This is a genomic window from Nostoc sp. ChiQUE01b (genome assembly GCF_034531255.1).
In the GTDB taxonomy this organism is placed as follows: domain Bacteria; phylum Cyanobacteriota; class Cyanobacteriia; order Cyanobacteriales; family Nostocaceae; genus Nostoc.
In genome coordinates, this window is sequence record NZ_JAVRBM010000087.1 from 1 (window position 1) to 14,187 (window position 14,187).

The window sequence follows — 14,187 nt, forward strand, 5'->3', positions numbered from 1 at the left end:
TGAGTGCTGAGTGCTGAGTGCTGAGTGCTGAGTGCTGAGTGCTGAGTGCTGAGTGTTCTTACTTAGTTAGTATTAAAGTCTTAAAAAAATTTAAAATTTTTTTTGTTGAATTTTAAATTCCCAGGCGAAACCTGGGAATCCTTATTTTGGGGAGAATATCACATTTAAGCAGGCAAACTGTTTGGTTGTGGGTATAAGGAAAATTTAACAATGCCAGTATTAACAACTCAAGTTAAGACAGATAAATCCGTTCATGGAGAGGACTGTAAAACTCAACAGCATAGTAGCAATACTACTACAAAGGTACAATTGCAATCTGTAACCAAGACTTATGCTAACGGCACTCACGCCTTATTGAATGCAAACCTTAAGGTAAAAAAGGGAGAATTTCTATTTATCACGGGGCCAAGTGGTTCTGGAAAATCAACGCTCTTGAAACTGCTGTATGGCGAGGAGTTGCCTACACAGGGAGAAGTAATTGTTGATGAATGTAATGTAGCGGATTTGCGGGGTGATCGCTTGTCATTATTGCGGCGACGAACTGGTATTGTGTTTCAAGACTACAAACTCATTAGCCAACGAACAGTAGCAGAAAATGTCACTTTTGTGCTGCAAGCTCAAGGGTATACCCGTAAAGAAATTCAACGACGTTTAGAACCAACCTTAAAACTGGTAGGTTTGCTGAGTAAAGCTGACTGTTTTCCAGATCAACTGTCTGGAGGAGAACAGCAACGGGTGAGTATTGCCCGTGCGATCGTTGGTACACCACCCTTGTTGTTGGCAGATGAGCCGACTGGAAATCTCGATCCAGATAATTCCTGGCAAGTAATCCAGATTCTCCAGAAGTTAAATTCCTTTGGGGCTACGGTAATTGTCACCACCCACAATGAACAATTGGTACGGCGCTGCAATCATCCGGTAGTGCAAGTTTGTAATGGAAGGTTGTCTCAAAAATAGTTATTTGTCATTAGTCATTAGTCATTAGTCATTAGTCATTTGCAAAGGACGAAGGACAAAGGACAAATAATTAATAAACCTGGTGCTTGATTTTTGCTGATATCGGTGTGAAAATTGTTGCTGTTTTGGGGGGTAGCACTTGTAGGCGATCGCAGGCTTGTAAACTCTTAAAAGCTGCCTCTCGCACTACAACTTCTTCCTCTCGACTGAGTAGCAGTTGCAAGCATTGGACAATATCTTGCTGCACTGAAGAATCAACTCGCTTACGGCTGATCAATTTAGTTAGTTGACCTAAAGCAATCAACCGCTTCAATGGATCTTTTTCTGTTAAATTTACCAACAAGCGATCGAGGTGGTCTTCTTCTCGATTTTCATAGAAGTTGACAATTTGCCATACCAATAAAATTAAAGCTAACAGGGTTCCTACACCTTGCACAATCGCACCAGCAGCAATCCAGTGACTGTGAGAGTCAACCCATATTGCCGCTGCCATGTAAGTGCTGACAGTAGCAATACCACCACTGATGACTGCTAAAACTAACCGACGATTTGAACTATTTAAGAACTTGCGTATTTTAGACCAGCGCAATTGCCAGTCCCACTCCTGCATTGAGTAAACCAATACCATTACTCCAATGCCGATAAAAAGAGCCAGTAGCAGTTTCCAGTTCCACAACAACATGGCAATGATAATTGTCAGGAACCCAAGAAAGCCCCCAGGGCCAGAGAAACGTTTAAATGTTTGCTGCTTTATGGCTCCCTTTGTCTTGAATTTTGTCAGCGACCAGTTCCAGTTGAGGATTTGGTTGATCAATTGCTGCCAAGAAGACGAAGCCTGTGCCACAGTGTTTACCTACTTGATTACGAAATTACCTATTGTATAAGTTTTACTATGGATTAATAAAGGATGAAGGCTCAAATCACAAAATGCCCGGTTTTATAGACGGATAGTAGACTAATACAGCACAGCGCAAATAAGATACCATTTTCAATTGCTCAGAGCAAGGGCATTTTGTACGTAAGTCTTAGTTAAAGACAAAAACGAAAGTTATCAAGGGTGAATTGACCATCAAAAGTACAAAAGGTAACGCTGTAAATGTTATTCACATTTATAGATAATAAGGTATTGGGGGAAATTGGCGAGTCGGAATTGGCAAGATTAGAGCCTGGTAGTGCAGTTTGAGCAAGTAGTTGCCGATCGCGATCGTAGGCGGAAAGCACTAGCCGTTGCGAACTAGTGACAAAGGCACTAACCGAATTAACTGGACGCAAGAAAGTAGCTTCTAAAAATCCGCTTTTGGGCGCTCCCATTAAGACTATTAGCCCTGAATAGGTTGGAAATGCTGGATTTGATGGCTGTATTGCTAGAGAATTGTGAAAAATGACTCCCCAACGTTCATATTGGCGCTCTACTGCTTCAAAACACTTCAAGTCTTCTAAGTCTAAACAAATACAAGTAGGTACAGTAAGTCTGGTAGCATCAAGAACTGGTTCGACCTGACCCCGCCTAGCTGAAGCTTTTATTTCGTTTTGTATATTAAAGTTGTCAAGCGCAAATTTAGCGTCTTCAATCGTTAATAGTTTATTTGATTGAAGAGTAGCCTGCTTTACCATGACATCCCGCCTTACCATTACTTAGATAATAATAATTATTTATACATTAAAAGCTATTGTTTCTACATATATTGAGTAGAATTAACAGCTTATTAAAATAAGCGTTTTAACTATTGTTGGCGTGTTGACGCTCAAAATTATTTATGGGTTTTTTGATAGACTACCATAAAAACTTATGCTGGATTAACGCTGGAGCGATCCTTGCTACCATGAAAAACCCTTATAAAACAGTAATTTCAACGTTAAGTTACTTGAGAAGTATGAAAAAAAGCACCAAATCTTTACAAGTAATCCAGTAATTTTATATCTACTTAATCTGACGCTAGCGATAAGTCTTAGAATAATTGGTTCGCTAATAATAACAATGAGTGGGGAGTTTGAACTAAACACATGAAGAGTGCTGAGTTAAAAGACTGCCTACAAAGGACGTTGTTTTTACTAAGTACACAGATATTGAGTACTTTTTAATTTACTCAGCACTGAGGGCGGTAAACATTTAGGGTGACTAAAGGGGAGGCGGATAAATTATCAAATCTTCTCTTCTTGTACTTACGTCGTAGATATCGTGTCTTATACCAATTCAATTAATGATTGCAACACATCCTTGGGTAAAGACGCGACGCCAGTCGCTACAACGGGGGGAACCCCCGCAACGCGCTGGCTCATGAATCGCGTCTCTACAAATGGTCTATTTATCGCATTCTTTTTTCCAATTGGTATTACTTGTGCCAACGAACCACTACAGTCAACCAAAAATACTTATGTTTCAACCACTAGGATTTGAACAACGCTCTATAGATACCTCACTAGGTAGAATGGTATATTACGCTGCTGCTGGAGCACCTTGGGAGGATGATGGAACTGCCAAAGACGATCGGGAAACTTTGGTATTCCTGCACGGCTTTGGTGGTGGGTCTTCTGCTTACGAGTGGTCGAAAGTTTATCCGGCTTTTGCGGCTGAATATCGGGTCATTGCGCCAGATTTGCTCGGTTGGGGTAGGTCTGAACATCCAGCACGTAGTTACAAGATTGAGGATTATTTGACCACGATTCGGGAGTTTTTCGAGCAGACTTGTACTGGGCCGGTAACAGCGATCGCTTCTTCTTTGACCGCAGCATTTACAATTCGGGTAGCAGCAGATCGTCCTGATTTATTCAAGTCTTTAATTCTTACCACCCCCGCCGGACTTTCTGATTTTGGCGAAGACTATTCCCGTAGTTTGTTTGCCCAGTTCGTTAGCGTTCCCATTGTCGATCGTTTACTTTACAGCACTGGAATTGCTACTAGTGGCGGCATTCGCGGCTTCTTAGAACAACGGCAATTTGCTCAATCCAATCGAGTTTACCAAGAAATTGTAGATGCTTATCTACAATCCGCTCAACAGCCTAATGCTGAGTATGCAGCACTGTCCTTTGTTCGTGGCGATTTGTGCTTTGATTTATCCCTTTACATTCAACAATTAACTACTCCCACCGCCATTATTTGGGGACAAAAGTCAGAATTTACAGGGCCCTCAATTGGTCGCCGCCTTGCCGAAATCAATCCTCAAGCAATCCGATTTTTTCAACAGTTGGAAGATGTCGGATTAACACCACAGTTGGAATTGCCAGCAGTAACAATCGGGTTAATTCGCAAATTTTTGCCTTTGCTTAATTAACATGAGTCGTAGAGACGCGAAATGGGATTGGGCTTTGCCCTGCTGCGCTAACGCGTCTCTACATTATTTTTCACCAGATATTTAATAAGATTGCTAGAGAAAATATTATCAACAAAAGTGATAATACTAAGCTGATGCGCGAAAAGAATTGTACATTTTTGCATTTAGACCGTCCTAAGTCAATTGGTCATCTGGACTTTGAAATACAAATGACTAATGACCAATGACCAATGACAACTCTCACGATTAAATATACAAATTAAATGCGTAACAGCTTATTTGTCTTTCAATCTGATATCAATGACAGTTGCATTAAAGTTGTAGTTAAAGCCTTCTAACTCAAATGGCATCCCAATTTTCACTTTATTGTTACCCAAAACTGGCCCGCTTTCTGTAACTTGGGCTTTACCATCTAAAGTCAAAAGAAAATCTGTACTATAATTGTTGCTTTTGGGATCTGGCAGTTCTTTAACAGTACCATCCGGTTGGAAAACATTGACTGTTCTAGGTAGCTGTTGAATAGATTTGATTTCAATCTGTCCGTATGGTTGATTGCGGATAATTACATTAGTTTTTTCGCCTTTTTTTAACCCATTATTCATTAATTTTTCCGGGTCGCGTACATTCAAACCACGAACTACTAAGTCTACTTCTATGGGTACTGTTTTTGCACCGACTTGGGCAACAGAACCAGAAGTGCCAGGAAAGACAAAGATACCAAAAATAACTAGCAAAATTACCAGCACAGCACCTAAATCTAGAAGATTGATTTTGCCAAACAAGCGGCCTTTTGAATCTAAAATAGCCATAAAAAGTTTTCCGAGGTAATAGCGAAGTAATGGATTGTAGCAAGAGATTTTTCGACGGAAACGGCAATTTTCCCTATTTGGTAATAACTCAAAGTGTTCGGGGTTGCAATTATGCGACAGTTTATCACGAGTTCGTAATTTCCGAGGAACGGCAGCTAACCCTCTAAATTTTACCTGTTAATACTGACGCGGCTGGAAAGTAAAATCTAGTGTTTAAGCCTATCTCTGGAGAGAATCCCTAGCCTCCCGCAATTCGGTAGATTTGCGTCAAGATTATCTGTATGACAACTCCTTTGGTGTTGAGTTAAGAATGCAACTTAGAATATTCTAAATTCGTCTCATAATTTGTCCCCTCATTTTATGTTCTCCCAAAATAATCTTCAGAGCGTATTATGTTCAATTGGAAAGGTTTTGCTGTAAATTACCGTGTATGGCGGCGTCGCTGGTTTTATCCCCTAATTTCAGTGGTAGTCGCCCTGAGTCTGTGCCTGAGTACACCCTTGCCTGGAAAAACTTTAGACTTCTTGCCTCTGATATTGCAGGGAGTTCAGGTACTTCAGCTTTCTAATATATCCGATCGCCAGGAAACTGATATTGGCAAGCAGATTAATCAGCAAATACTAGGGAGTCAAGTCCGACTTTACCGTAATTCTGAAGTTAATAGCTATGTCGAACAAATCGGTCGGCGTTTAGCGGCTAGTAGCGATCGCCCCAATCTTCCCTTTACGTTCCAAGTAGTTGAAGATGACGCTATTAATGCCTTTGCCACTTTAGGAGGTTATGTATATGTCCATACAGGTTTGCTGAAAGCCGCCGATAATGAAGCGGAACTCGCCAGTGTCATCGCTCATGAAATTGGTCATATTGGAGGGAAACACCTGGTTAAACAGATGCGGCAAAAAGCGATTGCTAGTGGTTTAGCATCAGCAAGTGGTTTAGATCGCAATACAGCTGTAAACATTGGTGTAGAACTTGCCTTGAATCGTCCTCGCAGTCGTCAAGATGAATTTGATGCTGACCAAAGAGGGTTGAGAACTTTGACACGCGCTGGTTATGCCCAATCTGGGATGGTTTCTTTTATGCAAAAGCTGCTGAAAAAGGGTGGTTCTACTCCGACATTTTTGAGTACACACCCCGGAACCAGCGATCGCATTGATGCCCTGAGACGGGCAATTAACTCTCAACCTAGTAATGGAAAATATGGCTTGGATAAAGCTAGTTATAAAGCTAATATTCGACCATTAGCGAAGTCTTGAGGAAAGAGGAGGCAGGAGGCAGAGGTTCTTTAATTTTGAATTTTAAATTTTGAATTTTGAATTGATTTCTGCCCACTCCCCCTCATTTCAAATATTGCTCAATTCTTATTGCGGCGAGCGACTTTAATTTTGGCTGGATCAACCGTACTTACAACCTCTTCTAAAGGCAGCCTACGGATATAGTTTTTAAAGATATTAACTTGATAAACCAACTGATTTGTGACATCTAGTCCAGTCAACCAGCCACTCCGGGGATGATAAGCGCCAGTATCTATGTCTAGCCATCCCTTTCCTTGTGCCAGTTTACCAGGAGAAACACCCGGTAGGGTAAAGGTAATGGTGTGACCGATGATAATTTGTTTATCTGGAAAGTAGGGTTTTTCAATACTGTGAAATTCCTCTCGTATCCAGCACAGTTCATCAGCAGTTTGTTCTGTCACCGACTTGCAAGGGTCAACACCAGCATGAGTTAACCAAATATCCCCCAAGTCAAGGTATGTAGGCAAAGCTTTTAACCAATCCAGATGGTCATCAGGAATTGGAGCCTCTTGGTAACTGGTCACGGTAGCTTGCCCTCCACCAAACAGCCATGCTTGCATCGTCGAGGAGGAAGTCCTTTCACTCGTCAGAATGTTTAGTAACATTTGCTCGTGATTTCCCAACAAACATGAGTAGTTATTTTGCTTGACAAAATTAACTACTTGTGCACTATGAGGTCCGCGATCAATTAAGTCTCCCAGAAAATAGACTCGATCTTCTGACGTGGGGGCGATCGCCTCCAATAATGTCATTAAACCTTCATAGTGTCCATGCACATCCCCAATTACAATTCGTCTGGGGCTAGTTTCGCTCATTGTCTCTTAGCTGCAATAATTTTGGCTAATACTTCTGCTACAGTTTACGCTGTCTGCTTTCCGCAATGAAAGGTAAAAATACTGGATAATGGTTATTTTAATTTAATTTTTGTACAAGTAATAAACTTAACTTATCAAATATATACAACGGCAATTGTTTTTCAGATATAACTATGGCTGTCATTAGTCATTAGTCATTTGTCCTTTGTAGTTACAAATGACCTTGTATTAAACCCGAAGAACCCCAAAGAGCTAAAGCTACGCTTCATCTCCCCTCCCCGCCAGCCGATACATAATCACTTTTCCTTTCCAATTTTCTTCTACAAATACCAGATGTTCACCATTGGAACGCCGAAAAGCGCGAATACCATATGGTATATCAATCCAGCCACTTTCGCCGCCAACTTCTGGGCCTGGTTTTAACTTTTGTACTTGCGCTCCCGTTTTGGCATTGTAAACATATACTTCTGCGGTTTTGACTGTGACGGCAAATACATAGTCTCCCGCCACACTGATTGCTGCTGTAGACAGTTCACGCTTACCAATGCTGTCGTAGGGAATTACAATCCGCCATTTGGGAGTACGATTTCCTTTACTCCAATTGTCAAAACGGGCAATCTCAGATCCAGCAACTCCAGCATCGTCACCAAATGCAGGGCGATCTACCGTAAAGCCTGACAAATACATACTATCTGTTTGGGGGAAATATTCGATCCGCCGCAAGTCGTTAAATATTTTCGGAGTAGTTTGCTTTTCCATCGAACTATAGCTATAGATGGGGTTGCCTTTAGGATCTATTCCCTGTAAAGGATAGTGTCGAATGCCATCTTCTGTTCGCAAAGCTTTCCAAACATCTCCTTTGCTGTCTACCCACCAGCCGCCGAGATGAGGATAATCTTTGCTGCGATCGTATTCGTTCTTTTCAAATTTGCCATTACCGTTGCGATCGCGCCAGATCCATTCTCCTTTTTCTGGTTGATGCGGTGGCCAATTTCCAGTGATAAATGGTTTATCTGCGCCATTAGTACCGACAAACATTCCGGCGGGTATAGCGACTTTACCATCTGTGGCGGAATTAAAACGATATATTTGCAGAAAGCTGTTATACATATCTGTAAGGAACAAAAACGGCTTCCCTTGGATGCGGCGAACAAAGGTTCCATCTGGGGATGTATGCAGACGTGGATCTTGAGGATATTTGAAAGCATTTAAGGTGTAGGCTTTGTAAGTCCATTGTTTACCAGCAGGCTTACTATAGTTCATCAGATAGTGTTCTTGTTTGGTGAATACATCTACACCATCAGTTTTAGGATCGGCATCTGCATTATCGACGAATATCAATCCCAGCGATCGCCACAGCAGTTTTCCCGATGGCGAAAATTTCCGCAAATCTGTTCCTGATTTGTTGAAGCCATTACTATTTATATAGATATTACCTGAAGCATCTGTACCGACTCCGGTAAGTCCGTAAAGTTTCAAATCTCGAACTTCACCAGGAACTCCTCCATATATACCGCCTTTAGAACCAAAACTACTCACCTGCACTGGCCGATCTTTGATCTCATAAGTCAACATTTGCTGACGCGGGCCATTTTCTGCTACTAACAGCTTACCTTGATGATTAATAGCGATCGCTGTTGGTTCGATGATATCTGCAATCTGTTGGGGCAATTGCTTTCCACTTTGGGAATAATGGAGAATCTTGGCAGGCTTACTACCATTTTTACTTTGAATAATCCACAGATTTTTTTGTAAATCAATAGTTATTGCTCCCGGATTAGCAACAGTAAAGGTGCGGAGTTCCTTCATCGTATCAGTATCATAAACACGAATACGGTTAGCAGCAAAATCACTCACATACAACTCGCTTCCTACAGTTGCTAATCCAGTGACTTCACTTTTAGTACTGGTAATCAACATACTTTTATCCCAGCCACGTCCATTTGGAAATGGTGCAGGTTTTCCTGACAAGTCATAGCGTCTAACGCTATACCAAGTTGTTCCTTCCGGTGGATAATCTTCTTTTGTATCGCCCCTCGAACCTTGAGTCATGCCAATGTAAACATATTTACTATTTGCTGTTACAGCTTTGCCACCGCCACGACTCCAGCCGTGAGTATCTCCAAGGGCAGCAATAACCTTACCATCTTCATATATTCCTGCCTCCATTGCCGCCTCATCCCAATGGCTATTAGTATAAACTGTGCCATTAGGAGCAACATACATGGCCTCAATATTATTTTGTACCCGCAGATTTCCACTGCCAATAGTATTACCTATCCATGATGTTTTGTAGTTAAGCGTGGGTGTTTCAGTGTTATTTTCTACTAGCAAATTTTTACTGCCAATAGTATTACTTTTTGACGATATTTTGTGTATTTCGGTATTGTTTTGTACTCGCAGGTTTTTACTGCCAATAGTATTATTTATTAACGATGTTTTGTGTGTAAGCGTGGGTATTTCAGTATTATTTTGTACCCGCAGATTTTCACTGCCAATAGTATTATGTGTAAGCGTGCGTGTTCCAGTTGTTGCCCAGTCTGTTGTAATTCCAAGGGTAGTAACAATAACTCCAATAGTCAGACTGAGTAAAAAGTTGAAAGTTTTATTTTTTTGTAAATATCTAGTATTAAATAGTTTTTTGATGTGCTGATTGAGCTGATGACGGAGTTTTTTTAACTGCGTCAGTAATTTATTTATCATATATTTTTCAGGTTTTAATTATTTATATACAATCATTGTTTATGAAATCCGTAAAAAAATATAACTATTTTGAAGTGGTTAAGATCCGGTCTATGTATGGACATGGCATCTGATATCACTCTGCCATAACTTTCATGAGAAAATAACAGAGTAAAAATAAAAATAGCTAGCAATGGCTGAAAAAAATAACTTTCAAAAAATCCAAAAATATCTTGAAGAAGTCGATGTTAAATTTGTGCGAGTTCTTTGGTGCGATAATGCTAATATTATCCGTGGCAAAGCTGTGCATCTGGGAATGTTAGCTCACTACTTTGAACATGGAGTAGGGATTTCTGTAGGGCAGCAGGGAATTCCTATAATGTATGATGCAGTTGTGCCAGAAACAAATTTAGGGCCAGTAGGTGAAATTCGCTTAGTCCCAGATTGGTCTAGTCTCAAGCCTTTACCTTATAGTCAGGGTCATGCTCGTGTCATGGGCAATATGTTATTAAATGGTACTGCTTGGGGGTTATGCCCGCGAAATTTCTTGAAGCGGATGATTGCGGCGGCTAAATCAACTGGTTGGGAAGTACAGGCAGCCTTTGAAAATGAGTTTTATTTACTGCGGCAAACACCTGATGGCATCATTCCGGCTGACTCCACAGTTTTTGCTTCAACTCAGGCAATGGATCTCCACCGCGAAGTAATTGATGAAATCGCTGATGCACTTATTGCCCAAGATATACCTGTCGAACAGTATTATCCTGAATCAGGCCCAGGTCAGCAGGAAATTTCTATGCGCTATACCGATGCTTTACAAGCAGCTGACTGGCAAATTGCTTTTCGAGAAACTGTCAGAGCGATCGCCTACCGCCACAACCTCATCGCTTCATTTTTACCCAAAATCTTCCCGGATGCAGCTGGTAGTGGTTGTCATATCCATCTGAGCCTTTGGGATGGCGAAAAAAACCTATTACCCGATCCTCAGAGTATCTATGGTCTTTCTGAGGTGACATTACAATTTATCGCTGGTATTCTGTGCCATCTGCCGGCACTGATGGCACTAACTACCCCAAGTACTAATTCTTACCGCCGCATTCTTCCTCATAGTTGGAGTGGTGCTTTCCGTTGTTGGGGATTAGATAATCGGGAGGCAGCTGTTAGAGTCCCTAGTGACCCTAGTTTGGGGTGTCCCAGCCACATTGAATTGAAAACTGTAGATGCCTCAGCTAATCCTTACTTAGCAATAGGCGCAGTGATTGCAGCCGGACTTGATGGTGTACAGCGTAGTCTCACACCACCAAACCCAGTAAATCAAGACCCCGGATATTTATCAATTGAAGAACGTACTGCTAATGAAATAGACCCATTACCAAATAATTTGGGGCAAGCGATCGCTCACCTCCAACAAGACGATATCCTATTAACAGCTTTAAATCCCCAGTTAGCTAAAGCTTTCTTAGCAGTGCGTCAAGCAGAGTGGCAAGCAATGAAAGATTGGGAATTAACCGCAGAAGTGAAAACATTATTAGAGAAATATTAGCAAGACTGCCAAGTTATGAAAGTAATCTTTCCACCATTCTTCAATCCTTACTCCTTACTCTTCACTACAGATGAATCTGGCTGATATTCCCTTAATTGACCAACACGCTCACAACATCTTAAAACCAGAAGTAGCTGCCCAGTCTCCTTACGCGGCTGCCTTTACTGAAGGCTATGATCCAGAAATCATCAACTACCACGCCCGTCATACATTCTTTTATCGGCGTAGCTTGCGCGATATTGCCGCTTTATTGAACTGCGAAGCTGAAGAAACAGCAATTTTGGCACGGCGGGAAAGTCTAGGATTAGAAGAACTAACGCAGATTTATTTTCGGGCTGCTAATCTAGAGGCGATTTACTTAGATGATGGTTTGCAGCCAGAAACTATACTACCTCTGTCGTGGCATGAAAGGTTTATTCCTGTGCGACGAATTCTGAGATTAGAACTATTAGCAGAACAGCTAATTCCGCAATCATCTGATTTTGCCACTTTCCTAGCCAGATTCAACAGTGAACTCGATCCCCCACCACTGGGAGTAGTAGCTTTTAAAAGTATTGCCTGTTACCGGAGTGGCTTGGATATTCAACCTGTAGCCGATGAGGTGGCGGCGGCTCACTTTGACAACCTCAAACAACAACAGTACAATCAACCTCTGCGGCTCACAGATAAACCGCTGATTGATTTTCTGTTACAACAGGCATTATTAGTAGCGGCAAAATATCGCCTACCAGTGCAATTTCATACTGGCTATGGCGATCCCGACTTGGATTTACGATTGGCTAATCCGCTAAATCTGCGATATTTACTAGAGTTACCACAGTACCGCCGTGTACCAATAGTATTGCTACACGCTTCCTATCCTTATATGCAGCAGGCTGGTTATTTAGCTTCTGTATACCCCCAAGTTTATCTAGATTTCGGTTTGGCAATACCCTTTTTAAGCGTATCTGGGATGCGGGAAGCAATCAGGCAGATATTAGAATTAACTCCCACTACTAAATTAATGTATTCTTCTGATGCTCACTCAATTCCAGAATTGTACTACTTGGGTGCAAAGTGGGGTCGCCAGGTTTTAGGGGAAGTGCTAGAGCAAGCAATTACAGATTCTGACATTACTGTAGCTGAAGCTGAGGCCATTTCTGTAGCCATTTTACGTGAAAACGCCTTAATTCTTTATCAATCAGCTAATTGAAATAATAAAAGTATTATACCTTGCAATGTAGTTTTTTATGCTACTTCTTGAAGCGCAAAATGTGGGTTAAAACATTATTTAAGGTATTAATATTTACTTATTTTTAAATGAAAATCGTAAGTATTAATACAAAAACGTTCTATATTTTTTGCTTATAGCAGGTTTTCTCTCTCCCTATATTGCATTCACCTTTCTGAATTGATAGGTATCATATATAGCTATATCGGTGTTGTCTAGTTAATAAAAATACAGTTTTAATTCCTTATTGACGTTGATATATAAATAGTTTATAAATTAGTTTTCTATACAAAAATTATTATTGGTAATGTGTATTCACAAATTCTATTGATTCCGGTTTGGATACAGATGTAAAAGCGCACAGATGTGCGCCTGTTTTAATATATTTATAGGAGATACATCAGTGAAAAATCAACCAGAAAATTTTGCTTCATCATCTGCATCTATTCTTACCCTTGGATTAGGTTGGTTTCCCAAAAGTCCTGGAGGACTAGAAAGGTATATTTATGAACTAACTCATAAATTAGCCGCAAATCAAGATCGGATTGAATTATGCGGAGTCGGTTTACCAGATGCTGAATTAAATTCGCCGATTAAGCTGACTAACTTGGCTTCTCCGGATAGTACTATTTGGCAAAGATTATGGTCGATTCGTAATAATTTTCAGAAAACAAGAACCAGTAAGCCAGATGCTATTAATTTGCACTTTGCATTATACAGCTTTCCTATTTTAGATATTTTACCAAAGGGAGTACCAGTTACTTTTAACTTTCATGGACCTTGGGCTTCTGAAAGTCAGCAAGAGGTAGTTAATAAAAACCTCAGTCTTTTAATCAAGCATTGGCTCATAGAAAAAAACACTTATAATCGCTGCGATCGCTTCATTGTTTTGAGCAAAGCATTTGGTAAAATTTTACATGATAAATATCAAGTACCGTGGAACAAAATTAATGTTATTCCCGGTGGAGTTGATATTAATTGGTTTCAACCAAATTTATCACCCCAAGAGGCTTGTGCAAAGCTAGGCTGGCCTAATAATCGCCGGATTATATTTACATCACGCCGCTTAGTACATCGAACGGGAGTTGACAAATTATTGCAAGCTCTGGCGATAATTAAGCCCAGAATACCAGATGTTTGGCTAGCGATCGCAGGTCGTGGTCACATCCAAACCGCACTAGAAAAACAGGCTAGAGAATTAGGACTAGATGACAACGTTAAATTTTTAGGTTTTCTCCCTGATGAGCAATTACCTATAGCTTATCAAGCTGCTGAATTGACTATTATGCCTAGTCAATCTTTTGAAGGGTTTGGATTAGTAATAGTTGAGTCTCTAGCCTGTGGTACTCCTGTTTTATGCACCCCAGTTGGAGGAATGCCAGAAATTTTATTAGAATTTTCACCCGATTTAATTACTACTTCAACAGATACCTTAGCTATTGCTGAGAAATTAGAGCAAGTGCTTTTGGGAAATATCCGCATACCTTCACGATCAACCTGTCGCAAGTATGCCACCACACACTACGACTGGAATCAAATTGCCCAACAAGTACGGAATGTTTTATTAACTTAACTTAAAGAAGTAGAGATGTAAAATTTTGCAT

At 40.7% G+C, this 14,187-nt stretch carries 11 protein-coding genes; 6 read left to right on the top strand and 5 right to left on the bottom strand.

The window, feature by feature from the left end:
* Window positions 1-210: 210 nt before the first annotated feature.
* On the top strand, window positions 211-957 hold the full coding sequence (ftsE, locus tag RMY63_RS34305; protein WP_322732983.1) for a cell division ATP-binding protein FtsE: 747 nt from the start codon (window positions 211-213) through the stop codon (window positions 955-957).
* Between the two features lie 70 nt (window positions 958-1,027).
* Here the strand turns inward: ftsE and RMY63_RS34310 are convergent, their stop codons facing one another.
* A complete protein-coding gene (locus RMY63_RS34310) occupies window positions 1,028-1,801 on the bottom strand; it encodes an armadillo-type fold-containing protein (RefSeq protein WP_322732984.1) in 774 nt (257 codons plus the stop codon).
* 185 nt (window positions 1,802-1,986) lie between these two features.
* The gene (locus RMY63_RS34315) at window positions 1,987-2,571 is read right to left on the bottom strand and encodes a hypothetical protein (RefSeq protein WP_322732985.1); all 585 of its coding nucleotides are present in this window, start codon (window positions 2,569-2,571) and stop codon (window positions 1,987-1,989) included.
* Window positions 2,572-3,332: 761 nt separating this feature from the next.
* On the opposite strand from RMY63_RS34315, the gene RMY63_RS34320 reads away from it, so the two are divergent.
* Window positions 3,333-4,229 carry an alpha/beta hydrolase gene (locus RMY63_RS34320; RefSeq protein WP_322732986.1) on the top strand — a complete coding sequence of 299 codons (897 nt, stop codon included), beginning with the start codon at window positions 3,333-3,335 and terminating at the stop codon, window positions 4,227-4,229.
* A gap of 275 nt (window positions 4,230-4,504) precedes the next feature.
* Here RMY63_RS34320 and RMY63_RS34325 read toward each other — a convergent pair whose 3' ends face one another.
* Complete coding sequence (locus tag RMY63_RS34325) at window positions 4,505-5,038, bottom strand: DUF4330 domain-containing protein (RefSeq protein ID WP_322732987.1); 534 nt, start codon at window positions 5,036-5,038, stop codon at window positions 4,505-4,507.
* Between the two features lie 392 nt (window positions 5,039-5,430).
* Between RMY63_RS34325 and RMY63_RS34330 the strand changes: the two genes are divergently transcribed.
* Window positions 5,431-6,294, top strand: coding sequence for a M48 family metallopeptidase (locus RMY63_RS34330; RefSeq protein ID WP_322732988.1), 864 nt, complete (start codon window positions 5,431-5,433; stop codon window positions 6,292-6,294).
* A gap of 98 nt (window positions 6,295-6,392) precedes the next feature.
* Here the strand turns inward: RMY63_RS34330 and RMY63_RS34335 are convergent, their stop codons facing one another.
* A complete protein-coding gene (locus RMY63_RS34335; protein WP_322732989.1) occupies window positions 6,393-7,148 on the bottom strand; it encodes a metallophosphoesterase family protein in 756 nt (251 codons plus the stop codon).
* Between the two features lie 258 nt (window positions 7,149-7,406).
* Window positions 7,407-9,851, bottom strand: a complete 2,445-nt coding sequence (locus tag RMY63_RS34340) for a hypothetical protein (protein ID WP_322732990.1) — start codon at window positions 9,849-9,851, stop codon at window positions 7,407-7,409.
* 172 nt (window positions 9,852-10,023) lie between these two features.
* Between RMY63_RS34340 and RMY63_RS34345 the strand changes: the two genes are divergently transcribed.
* From RMY63_RS34345 to RMY63_RS34355, 3 genes are all read left to right on the top strand, one after another.
* Window positions 10,024-11,373, top strand: coding sequence for a glutamine synthetase family protein (locus tag RMY63_RS34345; RefSeq protein WP_322732991.1), 1,350 nt, complete (start codon window positions 10,024-10,026; stop codon window positions 11,371-11,373).
* 70 nt (window positions 11,374-11,443) lie between these two features.
* Window positions 11,444-12,565: an amidohydrolase family protein gene (locus RMY63_RS34350; RefSeq protein WP_322732992.1), complete on the top strand. Its 1,122-nt coding sequence runs from the start codon at window positions 11,444-11,446 to the stop codon at window positions 12,563-12,565.
* Between the two features lie 382 nt (window positions 12,566-12,947).
* Window positions 12,948-14,156: a glycosyltransferase family 4 protein gene (locus RMY63_RS34355; protein ID WP_416212571.1), complete on the top strand. Its 1,209-nt coding sequence runs from the start codon at window positions 12,948-12,950 to the stop codon at window positions 14,154-14,156.
* Window positions 14,157-14,187 lie beyond the last annotated feature (31 nt).

Bases quoted from the DNA above. Each gene is read 5' to 3' on its own strand.
- ftsE (WP_322732983.1), top strand. From the start codon at position 211: ATGCCAGTATTAACAACTCAAGTTAAGACAGATAAATCCGTTCATGGA.
- RMY63_RS34315 (WP_322732985.1), bottom strand. From the start codon at position 2,571: ATGGTAAAGCAGGCTACTCTTCAATCAAATAAACTATTAACGATTGAA.
- RMY63_RS34320 (WP_322732986.1), top strand. From the start codon at position 3,333: ATGTTTCAACCACTAGGATTTGAACAACGCTCTATAGATACCTCACTA.
- RMY63_RS34325 (WP_322732987.1), bottom strand. From the start codon at position 5,038: ATGGCTATTTTAGATTCAAAAGGCCGCTTGTTTGGCAAAATCAATCTT.
- RMY63_RS34330 (WP_322732988.1), top strand. From the start codon at position 5,431: ATGTTCAATTGGAAAGGTTTTGCTGTAAATTACCGTGTATGGCGGCGT.
- RMY63_RS34335 (WP_322732989.1), bottom strand. From the start codon at position 7,148: ATGAGCGAAACTAGCCCCAGACGAATTGTAATTGGGGATGTGCATGGA.
- RMY63_RS34340 (WP_322732990.1), bottom strand. From the start codon at position 9,851: ATGATAAATAAATTACTGACGCAGTTAAAAAAACTCCGTCATCAGCTC.
- RMY63_RS34345 (WP_322732991.1), top strand. From the start codon at position 10,024: ATGGCTGAAAAAAATAACTTTCAAAAAATCCAAAAATATCTTGAAGAA.
- RMY63_RS34350 (WP_322732992.1), top strand. From the start codon at position 11,444: ATGAATCTGGCTGATATTCCCTTAATTGACCAACACGCTCACAACATC.
- RMY63_RS34355 (WP_416212571.1), top strand. From the start codon at position 12,948: ATGTGCGCCTGTTTTAATATATTTATAGGAGATACATCAGTGAAAAAT.